This is a genomic window from Acinetobacter sp. YH12102 (assembly GCF_013419125.1).
GTDB classification, from domain to species: domain Bacteria; phylum Pseudomonadota; class Gammaproteobacteria; order Pseudomonadales; family Moraxellaceae; genus Acinetobacter; species Acinetobacter pseudolwoffii.
In genome coordinates this window covers 1-17,716 of sequence record NZ_VPAS01000023.1, presented here as the reverse complement: position 1 = coordinate 17,716, position 17,716 = coordinate 1, and the positions used below count along the sequence as shown (strand labels likewise).

General features: G+C 42.0%; 18 protein-coding genes, 1 pseudogene and 1 riboswitch. Of the genes and pseudogenes, 12 read left to right on the top strand and 7 right to left on the bottom strand.

What is annotated here, in order from left to right:
* The 4 genes and pseudogenes from FTU42_RS13750 to FTU42_RS13735 form a co-directional block, all read left to right on the top strand.
* A pseudogene (locus tag FTU42_RS13750) lies at nt 1–180 on the top strand (IS5/IS1182 family transposase); the annotation flags it as partial.
* Between the two features lie 130 nt (nt 181–310).
* A complete protein-coding gene (locus FTU42_RS13745; RefSeq protein WP_005097034.1) occupies nt 311–1,201 on the top strand; it encodes a sulfite exporter TauE/SafE family protein in 891 nt (296 codons plus the stop codon).
* Between the two features lie 127 nt (nt 1,202–1,328).
* Nucleotides 1,329–2,420, top strand: a complete 1,092-nt coding sequence (locus tag FTU42_RS13740; RefSeq protein WP_180083603.1) for a 3-deoxy-7-phosphoheptulonate synthase — start codon at nt 1,329–1,331, stop codon at nt 2,418–2,420.
* Between the two features lie 64 nt (nt 2,421–2,484).
* Nucleotides 2,485–3,009: a hypothetical protein gene (locus FTU42_RS13735; protein ID WP_005097036.1), complete on the top strand. Its 525-nt coding sequence runs from the start codon at nt 2,485–2,487 to the stop codon at nt 3,007–3,009.
* A 2-nt stretch (nt 3,010–3,011) separates the two neighbouring features.
* On the opposite strand, the gene ispF is transcribed toward FTU42_RS13735, so the two are convergent.
* Nucleotides 3,012–3,500, bottom strand: a complete 489-nt coding sequence (gene ispF / locus FTU42_RS13730) for a 2-C-methyl-D-erythritol 2,4-cyclodiphosphate synthase (protein WP_005097038.1) — start codon at nt 3,498–3,500, stop codon at nt 3,012–3,014.
* 100 nt (nt 3,501–3,600) lie between these two features.
* On the opposite strand from ispF, the gene FTU42_RS13725 reads away from it, so the two are divergent.
* Nucleotides 3,601–4,254, top strand: a complete 654-nt coding sequence (locus FTU42_RS13725; protein WP_100357638.1) for a hypothetical protein — start codon at nt 3,601–3,603, stop codon at nt 4,252–4,254.
* 84 nt (nt 4,255–4,338) lie between these two features.
* Here FTU42_RS13725 and FTU42_RS13720 read toward each other — a convergent pair whose 3' ends face one another.
* The 6 genes from FTU42_RS13720 to FTU42_RS13695 form a co-directional block, all read right to left on the bottom strand.
* Complete coding sequence (locus FTU42_RS13720; RefSeq protein ID WP_180049310.1) at nt 4,339–5,583, bottom strand: D-amino acid dehydrogenase; 1,245 nt, start codon at nt 5,581–5,583, stop codon at nt 4,339–4,341.
* A gap of 135 nt (nt 5,584–5,718) precedes the next feature.
* Nucleotides 5,719–5,806, bottom strand: a riboswitch (glycine riboswitch).
* A 330-nt stretch (nt 5,807–6,136) separates the two neighbouring features.
* Entirely contained in the window at nt 6,137–7,045 is a 909-nt protein-coding gene (locus tag FTU42_RS13715; protein WP_100328567.1) for an AEC family transporter, read from the bottom strand.
* A gap of 127 nt (nt 7,046–7,172) precedes the next feature.
* Nucleotides 7,173–7,691 (bottom strand): GNAT family N-acetyltransferase, encoded by a 519-nt coding sequence (locus tag FTU42_RS13710; protein ID WP_180000410.1) that lies wholly within the window; start codon nt 7,689–7,691, stop codon nt 7,173–7,175.
* A gap of 68 nt (nt 7,692–7,759) precedes the next feature.
* The gene (gene aroC / locus FTU42_RS13705) at nt 7,760–8,854 is read right to left on the bottom strand and encodes a chorismate synthase (protein WP_180075641.1); all 1,095 of its coding nucleotides are present in this window, start codon (nt 8,852–8,854) and stop codon (nt 7,760–7,762) included.
* 13 nt (nt 8,855–8,867) lie between these two features.
* A complete protein-coding gene (gene prmB, locus FTU42_RS13700) occupies nt 8,868–9,878 on the bottom strand; it encodes a 50S ribosomal protein L3 N(5)-glutamine methyltransferase (RefSeq protein WP_180075644.1) in 1,011 nt (336 codons plus the stop codon).
* Between the two features lie 207 nt (nt 9,879–10,085).
* Nucleotides 10,086–10,472 carry a hypothetical protein gene (locus FTU42_RS13695; RefSeq protein ID WP_005097047.1) on the bottom strand — a complete coding sequence of 129 codons (387 nt, stop codon included), beginning with the start codon at nt 10,470–10,472 and terminating at the stop codon, nt 10,086–10,088.
* 199 nt (nt 10,473–10,671) lie between these two features.
* On the opposite strand from FTU42_RS13695, the gene FTU42_RS13690 reads away from it, so the two are divergent.
* The 7 genes from FTU42_RS13690 to FTU42_RS13660 form a co-directional block, all read left to right on the top strand.
* The gene (locus tag FTU42_RS13690) at nt 10,672–10,980 is read left to right on the top strand and encodes a hypothetical protein (RefSeq protein WP_005097049.1); all 309 of its coding nucleotides are present in this window, start codon (nt 10,672–10,674) and stop codon (nt 10,978–10,980) included.
* Nucleotides 10,981–11,140: 160 nt separating this feature from the next.
* Nucleotides 11,141–12,517, top strand: coding sequence for an AarF/ABC1/UbiB kinase family protein (locus FTU42_RS13685; RefSeq protein ID WP_180075640.1), 1,377 nt, complete (start codon nt 11,141–11,143; stop codon nt 12,515–12,517).
* 244 nt (nt 12,518–12,761) lie between these two features.
* Nucleotides 12,762–14,048 carry an acyl-CoA dehydrogenase family protein gene (locus tag FTU42_RS13680; RefSeq protein WP_180083608.1) on the top strand — a complete coding sequence of 429 codons (1,287 nt, stop codon included), beginning with the start codon at nt 12,762–12,764 and terminating at the stop codon, nt 14,046–14,048.
* Between the two features lie 23 nt (nt 14,049–14,071).
* The gene (locus FTU42_RS13675) at nt 14,072–15,271 is read left to right on the top strand and encodes an acyl-CoA dehydrogenase family protein (protein WP_180083605.1); all 1,200 of its coding nucleotides are present in this window, start codon (nt 14,072–14,074) and stop codon (nt 15,269–15,271) included.
* 89 nt (nt 15,272–15,360) lie between these two features.
* Nucleotides 15,361–15,849, top strand: coding sequence for a GNAT family N-acetyltransferase (locus FTU42_RS13670; RefSeq protein ID WP_180083600.1), 489 nt, complete (start codon nt 15,361–15,363; stop codon nt 15,847–15,849).
* A 211-nt stretch (nt 15,850–16,060) separates the two neighbouring features.
* Nucleotides 16,061–16,639: a transglycosylase SLT domain-containing protein gene (locus tag FTU42_RS13665; RefSeq protein ID WP_180001429.1), complete on the top strand. Its 579-nt coding sequence runs from the start codon at nt 16,061–16,063 to the stop codon at nt 16,637–16,639.
* Between the two features lie 455 nt (nt 16,640–17,094).
* The coding region (locus FTU42_RS13660) for an IS5-like element ISAba12 family transposase (RefSeq protein WP_180083598.1) at nt 17,095–17,716 on the top strand (622 nt) is incomplete at its 3' end.

Sequence of the window (17,716 nt, the reverse complement as noted above, 5' to 3'; positions counted from 1 at the left end):
GATCATATGGATTGGTATTTATATAAAATCAGACACTTAGTTGAGAATGCATTTTGTAGGTTAAAGCAGTTCAGAGGAATAGCAACACGATATGATAAGCTAAAGTGTAGCTATGAGGGGGCAGTTGCATTAGCTTGTATATTTATTTGGCTACCTTTATCGGGTAAATTCTATACTTGAAATGTCAACAGACCCTAATTTTAAGCCCAGTGCTTTATCTTTTTTATGCATAAGTAAATCAATAATCAAGACAACGACTTATATCCAAAAGTCATAAGATATCCACGTTTTTTGATTTTGGCATATATGCATGTTTGGTCCGATTGAGTTTATTTTAGCAGGTGTGTTGGTAGGTTTTTGTGTTGGAGTAACCGGTGTCGGTGGTGGCTCATTGATGACACCCATTCTGATCAGCCTATTCCGGATTGAACCCCACATTGCAATTGGTACGGATCTGCTCTATGCCGCGATTTCAAAATTCTGCGGTTCTTTTGTGCATGCCAAAAAAATGAATATTGTCTGGCCAATTGTGATCTGGCTGGCAGTAGGCAGTATTCCAGCATCTTTTGCCACGCATTGGGTACTCGACAACTATTTAAGCCAATCGACACATTACAAGGCCGTCCTGACCATGGTATTGGGCTTTATGCTGACCATTACCGGCTTGTCTATTCTGTTTCGCACCCAGATCGAAAATCTTTTCAACAAATACCGAAAACAAGAACTGCCAGATATGACGCAGGATCTGGAAAAAGTAAAACTGCAAGCCAAGGAAAAGCGCATCGCCATCATGATTATGGGCGTTATCTTGGGTATTTTTGTCACCTTATCTTCAGTCGGTGCAGGTGCATTTGGCATCATGGCTTTAGTGGTGATGTTCCCGAATCTGCCGATGATTCGTATCATTGGCTCAGACGTGGTGCATGCCGTGTTACTGACGCTGGTTGCAGGCTTGGGGCATATGTCATCAGGCAATGTCGATTTCATGCTGCTCATGTGGTTATTGGTGGGCTCTATTCCCGCGATTATTGTTGGTACTTTGCTCAGTTCACGGATGCCAGAAAAACTGATTCGCAAAATTTTAGGCATTACCTTATTTGGGCTCGGCCTGAATTTCATGCTTAACCCTGTAAAATCAAAACCGGCTCAACCTGCCGAAACAGCGATGGTCGTCATGAGCCAGAATTCCCAGTCCGTTTAATTTAACTATGCGATTCATCACTTTTTTTTCAAAGAAGTATTCATCTTTTTTATAACAAAGTGACGCATCATTCATGTTATATTCGGGCTATTAAACAACCTTTTGTATGATCGAACCAGTGACGGCAATGAATACACAACAGTCAAATCCTATTTCAGCATCAGATATTGATGACGTGAATATCCACAGCATGATTCCTTTGGTAACCCCTGCTGAGCTTAAAGCAGAATTACCTTTGACTGAAACTGCTTATCAAACCGTACTGCATGGTCGTGAAACGATTCGTAAAATCCTGGATGGTGAAGACAAACGCCTGTTCGTTGTCATCGGCCCCTGTTCTATTCATGATCCTGCGGCTGCACACGAATATGCTGAACGCTTAAAAGTGTTAAGCGAAAAAGTTAAAGACAGCTTATACATCGTGATGCGGGTTTATTTTGAAAAACCACGTACCACAGTGGGCTGGAAAGGCCTGATCAACGATCCGGATATGAACGACTCGTTCAATATCGAAAAAGGTCTGCGTATCGGTCGTAAGCTGTTACTTGAACTGAATGAAATAGGTTTACCATGTGCCACTGAAGCACTTGATCCGAACTCACCGCAGTATTATCAAGACCTGATTTCATGGTCTGCAATTGGTGCACGTACGACTGAAAGCCAGACGCATCGTGAAATGTCTTCAGGTCTGTCTTCACCAGTCGGCTTTAAAAACGGGACGGACGGCGGTTTAACCGTGGCAACCAATGCGATGCAATCGGTCAAACATGGCCATAGCTTCCTTGGTTTAAACGATCAAGGTCAGGTGGCTGTGATTCGTACTTCAGGTAACCCTTATGCTCACGTGGTACTGCGTGGCGGTAATGGCAAACCGAACTACGATGCAGGCTCGGTGGCAGATGCAGAAGCGGCGTTGGCCAAGGCCAAAGTCAGCACCAAGATCATGATTGATGCCAGCCACGCCAACTCAAACAAAGACCCGTACCTGCAACCACTTGTACTTAAAAACATTTCAGAACAAATTCTTGATGGAAACAAGTCAATTGTTGGTATTATGGTAGAAAGTCATCTTAAGGGCGGTCGTCAGGACATTCCGGCCAACCTGAATGATATGGAATACGGTCAGTCCGTTACGGATGGCTGTATCGACTGGGAAACGACTGAAAAAGTTTTACTCGACATGCATGAGGCATTGAAAGACATTTTACCTAATCGTTAAATGATCTGACCAACGCCATCGCCAAGATGGCGTTTGCATTTCTAGAATAAGGAAAATTTATCTGATGAATGATATTGAAACGGCATTAAGCCAGATTGAGAATTTTCAGTTCATACACGAACATCTGTTTAGCTCTGGTCAACCGACCACTGCCCAGTTACAGCTAATGAAAGAATATGGTGTGTCTACGGTCATCAATGTGGCATTAACCGATAGCGAACAGTATCTATCACATGAAGATAAAATTTGCCTTGAGCTGGGACTGAACTATATTCAGGTTCCGATTTCCTGGGAAACGCCTTCAGACAATCAATGCCTGCTGGTACTGGACCTGATCGATCACCTGGTGAAAGAGCAAATGGTCTGGGTGCATTGTTTGCAAAACTATCATGTCAGCTGTTTGATGTATTTATATCGTCAATACTATATGGATATAGATTTGCCTACGGCGCATGAGCATTTGCATCAAATCTGGGAACCGAATGAAACCTGGACCGGTCTCATGCATGCGGTTGCCCTGCAACTACAAGGCCGTAAAGCTACTCAGGAACTGGAATTATCCCTGATTAATCCGAATCATTTTGCCTGATCTTATTTGCTGTGGCTCAATAGCACGGTTGCCATGCACATGATGCCTTCCTGACGACCAGTAAAACCTAACTGTTCAGTCGTCGTGGCTTTGATACTGATTTGAGTAACATCGACACTCAACACATCCGCAATACTTTGACGCATTGCCAGATTGTGTTTGGCCAGTTTCGGACGTTCACAGGCGACCGTAATATCGGCATTGTTCAGCTGATAGCCACGATCCAGAATTAACTGATAAACATGCTTCAACAATACACGGCTGTCCGCACCTTTAAAGTTCGGATCTGTATCCGGGAAATGCTGGCCAATATCTCCAAGTGCCAACGCGCCCAACAATGCATCACATAGTGCATGCAGAATCACATCACCATCCGAATGTGCTTTCAGACCGTGCGTATGCGGAATTTGAATGCCTGCCAAAGTAACAAAATCACCTTCTTCAAATGCATGCACATCCAGACCCTGACCAATACGAATTTGTGCGATCACCTTATACATCCTTTAGAAATAGCCCATTGAAATCTTGTACACTTGCTTTCTATTTCGCTATAGTTAGACCAAGCGTAACACAGTGAAAGTATAAGCGATCATGCTACTGAAAACTGATATAAATATGTTGAAAATAATTGGCCTGATGCTCGGCCTGGGGATGATATCTGCGGGTAGTTCAGCGAACCCACTCGAGTGTAACAACGACAGCAAAAAAACAGCGGCCATGAATAAAGTCTGCTCAGTAGCGCTGTCCGAAGCTCGGGAAAAACTCGCTGACCAATACTTGACCGCTTTTTTAATTACTGATGCCCCCGTTCGCTTATTGCAAGACACCCAACAGTTATGGGCAAATCGGTTACAGCAATGCAAAACCCTAGATTGTTTTAAACAGCAGTTTGAATGGCGCCTCGATGATTTAAATATCTATATTTCACTGAATCAAAGCCTAACTCAGCATTATATTAAGTTCGAGCAGGGACAAATGGCCAAACAGCCTGTGCATATCAAGATTCATCAACTGACTAAAGACCGCATCAAGATTGAAGGTCTGGCCTATCGCAATCCCAATAACCGGGCCGAAACGCAGACTGTTCCATTTTTAGCCTATACCACGCCTGCAGCAAAAGAACAGATCATGGATAATGAAAATGACTGCCGCTATGAGTTTAACTATAGTAAAGCAATTCTAGCCGTCAACACTCAACAAAAAGGTTGTGAACGTTTTACTGGGATTTATCGCTTATATGATTGATTCAATTTAAAAAATATTAAAAACTTAACCTTATATAAAATGAGAAATTTGATGTAAAAAATAGCCCACATGCGGGCCATCAATTTAAACAGGATAGTATTGAGCAATTTCCTTGCTAATCAGTGCAGCCGTTGCAGCCGACAAGGTCCAGCCCAGATGACCATGGCCGGTATTATAAAATACCCGCTCATGTTGACCACGGCGCACCACAGGCATCATATTTGGCATCATCGGGCGTAAACCTGCCCAAGGTACGACATGCTCGGTACACAGATCAAAGTTACGATTGCTCCAGTCAATCAGTGGTTGAATCCGGTCTGCACGAATATCCCGGTTATAGCCATTAAACTCGGCGGTTCCTGCGACTCGTAAACGATCCTTACCCAGACGTGACAAGACAATTTTGGCACTTTCATCCAGCAAGCTGACCCATGGTGCATTGTTTTGGCTCTGTTCATCATTCAGCTGCACGGTAATTGAATAGCCTTTGACCGGATAAACATTGACTCGTTCCCCTAAAATCTCGGCCAATTGATAACTGCCCACACCCGCACACACCACAATGGCATCTGCATTAATTTCCAGAATGTCATCTGTAGAATGATGTACATTTTCAGTACTGGGTTTGCATTTCACCCGAATATGTTGAGCCTGATGATCGACGGCAAAGACATCTTGGCCAAATTCAAATTTCACGCCTTTTTGCATGCAAGCTTTGGCCAGTCCTGTACTGAATTTATGAATATCTCCGGTCGCATCGCTCTGGCAGTAAAATCCGGCATAGTAATCGCCTGTTAATGCAGGTTCGATCTGCTTGATTTCCGCATTGGAAATGGCATTGCGCTCCAGCCCGCCGCTACACAACAGGTCATTGACCTTGATCGCGACATCGTAATCCGTCTTGTTATGATAAAAATGTAAAATGCCGCGTTTTTCCAGGTCAAAATCAATCTGTTCTGTTTGGGCAATTTCATACAAACGTGCTCTGGCCAATAAAGCCAAACGTACAGTCTCTCGGGTATTGGCTTCATAATGTTTGATATTTCCCAAAAATTCCATGAGCCAACTATATTTATGCACACTAAAAGAAGGATTGAGCAAAAGTGGTGCAGTTTTTTGAGACATCCATTTGATACCTTTGAGTACCGTGGCTTTCTGGTTCCATACTTCGGCATTACAGGCCGAAAGCTGGCCGCCATTGGCAAAAGATGTCTCCATGGCCGGATAGAGATGTCGATCTACCACAGTCACCTGATAGCCTGCCAAAACAAGCTCATACGCTGTGGTTACCCCAGTAATACCCGCCCCAATCACCACGACATGACGCATAGACACCTCCTTGATTATATTGATGTCTTTTCCCATCTGTCATGTGTACCTGAGAGCTTCGGTCGCTGCATTGCACATCAATGCGAGCACCTTCCCCTTCGGTGAGTGATTGAACACTTCTCTCCAGAGTTTTTATCCATTATCACAGTCCTTTTGCCTGAGAGTTTCCTGGGAACTTGCTCCTTCGGCGAATGCAGAAGCATTTCTCTCCTGCAATAATGTTTTATTATCATGAGCAATTTATATACCATTTTATTCAATAAGACAGTTTTTATTTATGTGAGTTCACGTGAATCAATTTGTAATTACTGTTCCGAATTAAACTGAGTTATTGCTGCTGACTGATATTGCCCATCTACCAAATTTTTAGATTTCACTTTTGCTCTATTCAGCGAGATACAACAGATTCTAAACTTTATAAGATTTTAGGATTGATTTGATTTTGGCGCTTAAATAGAACCTTTATTGCTTAGGCTATTTTAATGGTTCAAAGCATAGAGAGTTTAAATTCAGGATTTAGATCTTATATCATCTATTTGAGAATCAAGGAATTTTAAATAATCCAGGAAAGTACCAATATTAAGCTTCCCGCCGCTACGACGGTTTGTACACTAATAATGCTCGCCATTAACTGGCTATCGCCGCCATATACCCGGGTTAACACATAAGACGCTGAGGCGGTAGGTAAGGCAAAGAACAATACCAATACTTGCGTGGTGAATGCATCAATCTGGAAAATTTTACAGACTAAAAATGCAATCAGCGGCATTCCAAACAGGCGACCAAAGGTCATCAGACTGAGTGGCAATACATCTCGCTGAAAGCCCTGAAACTTTAAGGCTGCTCCTACACACATCAGACCGAGTGGCAAACTGCATAGTGCAATCTGTTTAAGAAATTGCTCTGCTCCTGCCCAGAGTGCCAAACCGGAAAGATTAAACACACCACCCACCATACAGCCTAAAATTAATGGATTTTTAGACAAATCCAGAATGATTTTTTTCAGCTGCATATCGTGACTGCGGGTAAATGCCAGTACCGACAAGATATTCACCAAAGGAATACACAACACCATGATCACAGCGAAGATGGTCATGCCCTGCTGATGAAATAAGCTACTGACCGCAGCAAGTCCGATATAGGTATTGAAGCGCAACAAGCCCTGAACATAGACGCCAAAACGCGCATAAGATATCTGGTACATATGGCGCAAGATATACAGTGCGATACTGACCACGATCATGATACTAAATACCACCAGTACCACATCCTGAATCACATTCATCTGAATCTTGGCAGTGGCCAGATTTAAAAATAACATCACTGGAAATAGTGCATAATAATTTAACTTTTCTGCACCGCGCCAAAAGTCTTCACTCAACCATTGCCCATGCTTAAGCAAATAGCCAAAGCTGATCAAGCCAATAAGAGGAAATAAAGAAGTTAAAATAATTTGCAGCATGTGCCATCCTGGTCTGTTTCCTGTCTATTTTTCAATACCCTTTAGACGGTGCACAAAAACTAGCATATTTAGTGGCTGTTTCACTACTTAATTTAAGGGATAAAAAGCTTGAACTTTCATCAACTCATTATATTGATCTGATCATTTTTTCTAAAATCAGTAAATGTAACGGAATCAAAGGCTCTCCGACATTTTGATCTAGTGGATATGCTTCAATTTTTTCAGTCAATAGATAGCCCCGGCGCTCATAATAAGCAATCAATTCTGTACGGACATTCAATACTGACATTCGAATCACTTTCTTCTGATACGTATCAATAATATAAAACTCGGCAAAATCTAGTAACTGCTTTCCATAACCCGAGTTTTGTTGGTCTGGATCAATGGCAAAACTTCCAATTTCGATAGAGTCATCGAATTCAGTCAGCCCAATACAGCCAATGATCTGATCATGATTCTCTAATACAAAAAGCTTAACATTAGTCTGTGCCAAGAGAATCATTACCTGATCACAATTAATCCGTTGACCAGCAACCATCTTATGTTCATGTGTCCAGCCACGATTGGAACGATAAGCTGTATTGATCAATACAACAATGTTCTGGATATCTGTAGTTTTTGCCAAGCGAATATTGTTATTTTTCATTATATAAATATAAAAAAAGCCAGACCGAAGTCTGACTCTAATCGTATCCGCTTCAGATGAAAAGCGAATTATTTTGGTTCAATCGGCTCAAAAGGCGTAACTACATCGGCATTTTGCGCACGATGACGCATAAAGTGATCCATTAGCACAATCGCCAGCATCGCTTCTGCAATTGGTGTCGCACGCACGCCCACGCAAGGATCATGACGGCCTTTGGTCAACACGTCTGTATCTTCACGATCGATATTAATGGTTTTACCCGGAGTAGTGATTGAAGCCGTTGGTTTCAGTGCAATCGCGACACGAATGTCCTGACCACTAGAAATACCGCCTAAAATACCACCGGCATGGTTTGCCAGAAAACCGTCTGTTGTTAACTCATCACGTGTTTCATGACCAAATTGCTCAGCGACGCCAAAACCATCGCCAATTTCAACGCCTTTGACCGCGTTAATCGACATCATGGCATGCGCAATATCTGCATCTAAACGATCGAAGACCGGTTCACCCCAACCCACAGGTACTTTAGACGCAATAATTTCAAGTTTTGCACCGCAGCTGGTGCCTTGTTCACGTAGTGAAGTCACGAGCGCTTCAAAACGTGGCACGGCATCCACATCGCCACAGAAGAATGGATTGTTTGGCACTTCATTCCAGTCCAGTTTTTCTGCTTTTTCAGTACCAATTTGTGTGACATGGCCACGAATTTCAATGCCAAATTTCTCTAACAGGAATTTCTTGGCAATGGCACCCGCTGCCACACGCATCGCTGTTTCACGCGCGCTTGAGCGGCCACCACCACGATAATCACGGAAACCATACTTCTGGGTATAGGTATAGTCGGCATGACCCGGACGGAAAGTTTGCGCGATATTGCCATAATCTTTCGATTTCTGATCCGTATTACGAATCAAGAGCCCGATCGATGTTCCGGTGGTTTTACCCTCAAACACACCAGAAATAATTTCCACTTCATCCGGCTCTTTACGCTGGGTGGCAAATTTCGATGTACCCGGCTTACGACGGTCCAAATCTTTTTGCAAATCGGCTTCACACAGCTCAATACCCGGTGGAACCCCATCAACGATGGCCATCAGGCCCACACCGTGAGATTCACCACAAGTCGTCACACGGAACAGTTGCCCTATACTATTACCTGCCATGTCACACGACTCCTTATGCTTGAATAGACTGAATGAATAAATCGCGGTAAGTACGGCATTGCTGTGCAGTGAGTGCAAAGATACCTGAACCACCTTTCTGGAATTGTAACCAGTAGAAATCGACTGAATTGAAGTTCTGTTTCATCGCCCATTCCGAGTTACCGACTTCAATGACAATAAGACCGTCTTCAGTCAGGTAATCTGCAGCTTGTGCCAGCATTTTACGTACAAGGTCCAAACCATCCTGACCCGCAGCCAGTGCCATTTCAGGTTCGTGATGGAACTCATCGGGAAGATCAGCCATATCTTCTGCATCCACATATGGTGGGTTCGATACGATTAAATCATATTGATTTTCAGCAGGAATTTTTTCGAACAGGTCAGACTCAAGCAAGGCCACATTAAACTGTTGGTTATGATGTTCACAGTTAATTTGTGCTACTTCTAAAGCATCCTTAGATAAATCAGTCGCATCGATTTCAGCTTCCGGGAAAGCATAAGCCAGAGCAATCGCGATACAACCTGAACCTGTACACATATCTAAAATACGGCGAGGCATTTTTGGATCTGGATTTTCAGGTAGATTGTTTACCCCTTCACGCGCCTGATAATTTTCATCCAGACAGTAAGGTGCAAAACGATTTTGAATCAGTTCAGCAATCGGTGAACGTGGAATCAGTACACGCTCATCCACGTAATAAGGTTTATCGTCAAAGTAGGCTAAATTCAATAAATATGAAGTTGGCATACGCTCATTGATACGGCGCTCCAACAATCCTAAAAATTCAGCTTTTTCACTTGGGAGTAATTTTGCCTCGAGAATTTCAGCATCCGCTTTCCATTCCAATGACATGCTTTGTAATACCAATGCTGAACTTTCAGCAAAATAATCTTCTGTACCTTGGCCTAAGTGCGCATCATATTGACGTAATGCTGTCACACCAAAGCGGATAAAATCACGAATTGTGCTTAGGTTTTCAGCGGCTTCCTGAATATGTTCAGGGCTAATAGTCGGTCGATCCACGTAGGGCGTCTCCAAGGTCATTTTTTTAAACGCCTTATGATACCTTGTTTTGCCTGCTTTTATAATGCTAAAAGTATGAAAAACACGAATTCTCTAGGCTCATAAAAATGATAAAATTCGTGTTTTTTTACACAATCCTTAACCTGTCATTCTAGTTTTTTTAGAGCAAGTTCAGACGATTCAACAAGCTATGTCTCATGTGGTGATTTATCGTGAACCTGGTGCATAAGAGCGGGATTGATAAAGATTTGCCTGATCCATAATCAAGGCCAGCATACATTGACCTTGTTGCTGTTTGGCATATTTCCCAGACACTCTTAAATTACATTGCTGCGACAGTTTACGTTCCCAAAGCACATGCTGACTGCGGATGGCCGCGGTCTGATTCGGATTCAGCTTTAGATAATTTTTATAGCTTTTCTTCAGACGTTTGTTATGTAGTTTCAGCTCTTTCTTTAGGCATTTCTCTGCTTTAGCGGTATTACCATAACTAAAGTTCATACACTGCGAATATTCCTTGGAATATCCTACAGCAGCCTGAGTCTGAACTGCACTACCTGCAAAAACTGCAACCAAAAACCATGCAAGACGCATAAAATCCCCTTTACCTAAACTGGTATAATTCCAATAAATGTTTAACAATCAATATTGTTTAAATTATCCATTAATATTAACGCAGTCCTTGCAAAAATCCTATGTATTTCTCCGGCAGCAAATTAAACAGTTGTGCAATTGAAAACTGGCATATCACCCACATATAATCCGAATTAAATCTTCAAACGAGCCCGGTCCTATGAGCTATAAGCACAATAATCTTATGGCGATGCGCCAAAATTACTGGAATGACCAGGTTTCCGGTCAAGTGCAGCAAGAAAAGGTATTTTTGCAGTCAACTTTAATCCAGCATGGTGTATTTAGCAGTGCGACACTGGACGATGCAAAATATCTGTTTTTTGGTTTGCCGAGTATTGTGATTGTAAAAGGCTATGCATTGGGTTTTATGCACGACAGTGTCCAGCACCTGATTCATCAACATATTCAAACAAATAAACAACAGTTACAACAACGATCTGAATTAAAAATCCAATTTCAAATGGCATAATGCCCTGTCTAAACTGATACAGGCTGGTGAATAAATGAAAGCTTGCCTAGCTTTTACTATGAATTCAGCGGCTTAAACTTTTTTAATACGTGCAGAAGCGCTAATATCCCCTACAATGATTTATTCTGCTTCATGCTGATGATGAAAGGATTGAGTTTACATGTCAGATCAGAACGATAAGCTTAAACAACTGAAAACCTCCTCTATGGATCGACGCTTATCGATCGCAAAGGCATCCTTGCTGGCAGGCACGCGTTGGGCGGCTTCCAGTGCAGGCTCCATATTTTCGAGTGAAGAAGAAAAAGAAAAGAAACGTAAAAAAGCCATGAAAGAGCAGGCGGATTATCTGGTTGCAGAAATTGGTAAGCTCAAAGGTTCAATCGTTAAAATCGGCCAGATGATGGCGCTGTATGGCGAACACTTTTTGCCAGAAGAAGTCACACAGGCTTTAAATACGCTCAACAACCAGACCGTGGCACTGGCTTGGCCAGCGATCAAGACACAATTACAGCAGCAGCTCGGTGCAAAGCTGAATGATCTCACCATTGATCATGAGCCTTTGGGCACAGCTTCTTTGGCACAGGTACATCGCGCTACCCGAAAATCTGACGGCATGGAACTGGTGTTAAAAATTCAATACCCAGGTGTGGCAGAAGCCATTGATTCGGATATGAGCCTGTTTAAAAATATGCTTAAACTGACCCGTATCGTGCCGCAGACCCGAGAATTCGACCAGTGGTTCGATGAAGTCCGTGAGATGATGCACCGTGAAGTAAATTATCAGATTGAAGCAGATACCACGCGTCGTTTTGCTGCACGTTTAAAAGATGATCCGCGCTATATCGTCCCGACCATTATTAATGAATATTGCTCTGATCGTGTGCTATGCATGACTTTTGAACGTGGTGTGCCGATCAATAGCCCGGTAATGTTATCCCTGCCCCAAGAACGCCGCAACCAGTTAGGGGAAGCCTCTCTGGAAATTGCAGTACGTGAAATTTTCGAATGGGGCGAGATGCAAACCGATCCGAACTTTGGTAATTATCTGGTTCGTCTGGGCAATGGTGCAGATGTGCACGACAAGATCATTCTGCTCGACTTTGGCGCGATCCGCCAGTTTGACCAGCATCTGCTCAGTGTTGCGCGTAACCTGATTCAGGCAGGCTATCATCATGACTCGGATATGATGGTCAAGGCGATGACCGGCTATGAATTTTTTGATTCAATTCCGCAAAGCATCAAACCGGATATGGCCAAAGTCTTTTTACTGGCCACCGAAGCGTTTAGTTCACCGCTAAATAATCAAGAATTGCCAGCCGGCGTAATGGACGAACATAACCGTTATGACTGGAAAAAAAGCCAGCTGCATAGCCGTGTGATGCAACAGGCGTCGAGATCTATGGCTTCACGTTATTTCAGTGTTCCACCCAAAGAATTTATGTTTATTAGCCGTAAATTTATCGGTGCTTACACCTTTATGACCGTGATTGATGCCAAAACCAATGTGCGTGCCATGATTAAACATCATCTCTCTTAAAATAAAACCTGCATCAAAAATACCCGGATGATTTTGTCATTCGGGTCAATTTTTAGACATATTCGATTTTTTATATTTTTATCTTTCTTTTAATTTTCATTAATTTATTCCTCCATTTCTTCAATCTCCGAAACCTAAAAATTGTCAATCATTCGTGTCAGGGATGACATAGTTTTATCTCTGAGTGCATGTCAGTATTAAAAAATAACGTGACAACACCTTTAGGATAATCAGAATGAATAATATGGTGAATAAAGCCCAAGGATTTGGCTTGTCCATACTGACCAAAATCGCGGGTAGCGAAGTATTAGACCAGTTAAAGCTGCGGAAATTTGTAGAAAAATCACTTTATCAAAGTTCAAAGGCAGGATTCAAAACACTGAGTCAAACCCAGAAAATCCTGAAATCTGGCCAGAACATTCAAAAACAGCGTCTCCCCCCTCAATCTAAAGCACTGTTTGATCTAAACCTGTCTGCAGAACAGCAACTGACCTGCGATGCGATGCAGAAATTTGCTCAAGAGGTACTTTATCCATTGGCGCATGCTGCCGATCAGCATGAAATATTTCCGCATGAACTGTGGCAATATAGCACCGATCTCGGCCTGAATTTCTATGCCTTGCCTGAAGCGTTAGGGGGTGTCGCCTCCGAACAGAATATTGTCAGTAATATTTTAATTGCGCAACATTTGGCTCGGGGAGATTTCAGTTTGACGGCTGGTTTACTGTCTAGCTTTAGTGTGATCAATGCCATTACCCGCTGGGGTTCAGAGCAGATTCAGGCAAAATATCTGGGCGCTTTCGCAGAAAATCCTGAGTTAAAGGCCACCTTTGCTGTACAGGAAGAAACAGCAGCATTTAACCCGGAGCAACTTAAAACCAAGGCTGTTGCACATCAGGGACATTATCTGATTCGAGGTGAAAAGACCTTAGTGCTCTTGGGAGAAAGTGCCGATCTATATCTGGTCAGTGCTGATCTGAACGGAAAAGCTGAGGTCTTTGTGGTGCAACGCGACAGTACTATCACTGCGAAAAAGTCACCTGCTATGGGTTTAAAGGCCACAGAAACCGTTACGCTCAAATTTGAAAATACTCCGGCTCAGCGTTTGGGAGATGCGGATTTTGATTATACGACTTTTGTTGATCTGGGTAATTTAATGTGGTGTGCGATGGCGGTAGGCACCTGTGAAGCAGTCAAAAAATACTGTGTGCAATATGCCAATGACCGTATTGCCTTTGGCGAACCGATTTCTCATCGTCAGAGTGTCGCCTTTATGATTGCTGATATGGCCATTGAAATTGACGCGATGCAAATGCTGATCCTGAATGCCGCCAGTCTGGCTGAATCTGGTCAAGCTTTTCATCGTGAAGCTTATCTGGCACGCCTACTCTGTGCAGAAAAATCCATGAAAATAGGCACCGATGGTGTACAGATTTTGGGTGGTCATGGTTTCACCAAAGAACATCCGGTAGAACGCTGGTATAGAGACCTGAGAGCCACTGCCATTCTCCATTCTGGCTTGCATGCCTGATCAAAACATAAAGAAGAACAATGATGAATCTACAAACTCCAAAAAAATTTAAGCTTTTGATTGATCAAGCACATGAAGTTGCCCTCAATGTTTTGCGTCCTATTTCACGTAAATACGACAAGGCTGAACATGCTTATCCGATAGAGCTAGACATGCTCGCTTCAGTCGTGGATGGCATGAACCAAGGTAGTGAAGGCATGAATGCTGGTGCAGCAGTCAATAAACGTGGCGATGCAGACAGCAGCAATAAAAATGGCATTAATATGTCTACCGCCCTGAGCATTATTGAAATGTGTTATGGCGATACTGGCTTATTACTCTCGATGCCACGCCAAGGATTAGGAAATTCAGCTATTGCAGCGGTGGCAAATGAAGAACAGCGACAACGTTTTCATGGGACTTGGGCAGCCATGGCGATTACCGAACCTGGTTTCGGCTCAGATTCCGCTGCAATTCGTACCACTGCGACCAAAGATGGTGATGACTATATTTTAAATGGTGAGAAGATTTTTGTGACCTCTGGGGAACGTGCCGATGCGGTTGTGGTCTGGGCAACATTAGATAAAAAACTGGGACGATCGGCAATTAAATCATTTGTGGTGACCAAAGATACGCCCGGAATGAAGGTTGAGCGCCTGGAACATAAGTTAGGAATTAAAGCTTCGGATACTGCCACGATTCACCTGATCAATTGTCGAGTACCTGCGGCAAACTTGCTCGGTCATGCAGAAATCGATGTTGCCAAGGGCTTTGCCGGTGTAATGGAAACCTTTGATAATACCCGGCCATTGGTCGCTGCCATGGCAACTGGCTGTGCCAAAGCCTCGCTGGAACGTATCAAGGAAATTTTTAAGGATCAACTGGATTCCAGTTATGCCACGCCCTATTTACAAAGCTCCAATATCGCTGCACAAATCTATCGCATGGAAGCAGAATGGGAAGCTGCACGCTTGCTGATGCTCAAAGCGGCGTGGATGGCAGATAATCATAAACCGAATTCACGTGAAGCATCTATTGCAAAGGCCAAAGCTGGACGTATGGGGAATGAAATCACCTTAAAATGTGTAGAATTGGCAGCTGCGGTAGGCTATAACGAAACTGAACTGTTGGAAAAATGGGCACGTGATTCCAAGATTCTGGATATTTTTGAAGGTACCCAGCAGATTCAGCAACTGATTATCGCTCGACGCGAACTGGGTAAATCTTCGAGTGAGCTAAAATAAAACTTTATCGAAGAAAAATTGAACGAAAAAGATGGCTTTTTTAAAGTTTTCGGACTATAAAAATTCCATCTTCTTTTATGTCATGTGCTATGTATTCTATTCGTCCCCTTCAGCCTCAAGATAATGCTCAAATTGCCAAGATTATTCGTAACGTTTCCATGGAGTTTGGTCTAGCAGCGGAGTCCGGTTTCGCTGTAGGTGATTCAATCCTGGATCACCTGTATAACGTATATCAACAGCCAAATTCTGCCTATTGGGTCATTGTTGATGAACAGGATCAGGTTTATGGCGGTGGTGGTATTGCTCCACTACAAGGTGACCACAATATTCTAGAAATACAGAAAATGTATTTTCTACCAGCCATTCGTAGATATGGCTTTGCAAAACAGATTTTGAATTTGGCCTTTGATTTTGCCCGACAACATAAATTTGAACGGATTTATATCGAGACTACCAAAAACCTTTGGCAAGCGGTGAAGCTGTACGAGAACTTAGGTTTTGAGCATCTGGATCGGCCTGAAGGCGACACTGGCCATAGTCAAGCCTGTGAAATCTGGATGCTTAAAAACCTAGCCTAATCGATGTCGATCCTCATCTTATCCATAACACCAAGAAAAGCCTTAAATAAATATCTATTCCAATCGGCTTTTCTTTGATCATCTCTTCATAAATCATCCATGATTCAAGCAGATCTACTTTGACTTTGTAAACAAATCATATAATTTCTTGACGATTTTTATACATCTTCCTAAGATCAGTTTAATTTTAAAAATACATGGAAGCTGAAAGTTGTTAGGCAAATTTTCTGTTAGAAAAAACTTATTATTACCAGTATTCAATAGCACAATTTTTAAAATTGGGCTGCTTGGTCTAAGTACCGTGTTTTTTAGTGCCTGTTCTTCTCTTGGCGGCAATTCTTTAGAAAAACGTTCTGCTCAACTGTCTAAAGGAATTCAGACAGCCTACGGTGTTCCAGCAACCACAGCAACTCGCGTTTCACCTTTGATTATTCAGAATGCAGAAAAAAATCGTCTGGATCCATTACTTGTAGCAGCCGTAATTCGTCAGGAGTCAACTTATCGTAGCCAGGTGGCTTCACATGCTGGAGCTGTTGGCCTCATGCAAATTATGCCAAGATATTGGCAAGCGACTTGTGGTGATGATTTATATAATGAAGCTATAAATATTTCATGTGGTAGCCATATTCTTTCTCGTTATCATGAATCCAGTGGCAGCTTAGAAAAAGCACTGGGCTATTATAATGTAGGTCCGACTGCCTATGAGAAAAACCGTAAAATGCGTAAGCAAGGCAAACGTTATGCACAACAAGTGAAACAGCATAAAAAAGATCTGAAGAATGTAATTTAATTTATCCTTAACATAATGCTTGAATCAGTTTAAAACTCCTAAAATTAAACTGATTCATCTTTTATCGGCTATATTGATTCTGCAAACATTAAAATAATGCAAAACCCATCACATATTTGTTTTTTCATTTAATTTGGAAAAGATTAATATTTAACCAATCAACTTTATACCTATATATTAAATATCAACATATAAAATATAATTTTATATATCTAGAGAAAAACTATATTTAATTATATTTCATACATTTATTTTAATTAATTTAAATAAAAATAAATCCAATGAATAAATTAAATAATAAAAACTACATTAATTTATCTTTATTACATTATTTTTAAGAATAATAGAATTAAACTTATACTTAATATTTTTAATATATATTGCAATTTTTTGTTAATTATGGCTTTGTTGCACAAACCTATCTGTAAAGGCTTTTTCAGCGATATAATTTTCAAATGAAGAAGCCTACACACAAAATCTACCGCACAACCAATTGGCCCACATATAACCGAGCACTTATGAGTCGCGGAAATATTGCCATTTGGTTTGATCCTGCTACGCAATGGTATGCTCCATCAAAAGGCAAACAAGGGCGAAATCAAACCTACTCCGACGCAGCCATCCAATGCTGCTTAATGATTAAATCCTTATTCCGTCTGTCTTTACGTATGGTTACTGGCTTTGTGCAAAGTCTGATTAAACTTTGCGGATTAAATTGGATAGCTCCAGATTACACCACGCTTTGTAGAAGACAAAAGCATATTGATATTGTAATCAGCTACCAAAAAAGTAGCGATGGGCTGCATCTACTCATGGACTCTACAGGCATGAAGTTTCTAGGTGAGGGCGAATGGAAACGCAAGAAACATGGACCTGAATATCGTCGCCAATGGCGTAAACTTCATATTGGTATAGATGCTAAAACCCTACAAATACGAGCAGTTCAGCTTACAACCAATAATGTCAGTGATTCACAGGTGCTTGGTGATTTACTTAATCAGATTCCACAAGATGAGCAGATTAACTCTGTTTATACCGATGGAGCTTATGACACCAAGCAATGCCGTCAGGTCATTG

Bases quoted from the DNA above. Each gene is read 5' to 3' on its own strand.
- FTU42_RS13670 (WP_180083600.1), top strand. From the start codon at position 15,361: ATGTATTCTATTCGTCCCCTTCAGCCTCAAGATAATGCTCAAATTGCC.
- FTU42_RS13685 (WP_180075640.1), top strand. From the start codon at position 11,141: ATGTCAGATCAGAACGATAAGCTTAAACAACTGAAAACCTCCTCTATG.
- FTU42_RS13690 (WP_005097049.1), top strand. From the start codon at position 10,672: ATGAGCTATAAGCACAATAATCTTATGGCGATGCGCCAAAATTACTGG.
- FTU42_RS13710 (WP_180000410.1), bottom strand. From the start codon at position 7,691: ATGAAAAATAACAATATTCGCTTGGCAAAAACTACAGATATCCAGAAC.
- FTU42_RS13680 (WP_180083608.1), top strand. From the start codon at position 12,762: ATGGTGAATAAAGCCCAAGGATTTGGCTTGTCCATACTGACCAAAATC.
- FTU42_RS13695 (WP_005097047.1), bottom strand. From the start codon at position 10,472: ATGCGTCTTGCATGGTTTTTGGTTGCAGTTTTTGCAGGTAGTGCAGTT.
- aroC (WP_180075641.1), bottom strand. From the start codon at position 8,854: ATGGCAGGTAATAGTATAGGGCAACTGTTCCGTGTGACGACTTGTGGT.
- FTU42_RS13745 (WP_005097034.1), top strand. From the start codon at position 311: ATGTTTGGTCCGATTGAGTTTATTTTAGCAGGTGTGTTGGTAGGTTTT.
- FTU42_RS13720 (WP_180049310.1), bottom strand. From the start codon at position 5,583: ATGCGTCATGTCGTGGTGATTGGGGCGGGTATTACTGGGGTAACCACA.
- FTU42_RS13715 (WP_100328567.1), bottom strand. From the start codon at position 7,045: ATGCTGCAAATTATTTTAACTTCTTTATTTCCTCTTATTGGCTTGATC.
- FTU42_RS13735 (WP_005097036.1), top strand. From the start codon at position 2,485: ATGAATGATATTGAAACGGCATTAAGCCAGATTGAGAATTTTCAGTTC.
- FTU42_RS13725 (WP_100357638.1), top strand. From the start codon at position 3,601: ATGCTACTGAAAACTGATATAAATATGTTGAAAATAATTGGCCTGATG.
- FTU42_RS13740 (WP_180083603.1), top strand. From the start codon at position 1,329: ATGAATACACAACAGTCAAATCCTATTTCAGCATCAGATATTGATGAC.
- FTU42_RS13675 (WP_180083605.1), top strand. From the start codon at position 14,072: ATGAATCTACAAACTCCAAAAAAATTTAAGCTTTTGATTGATCAAGCA.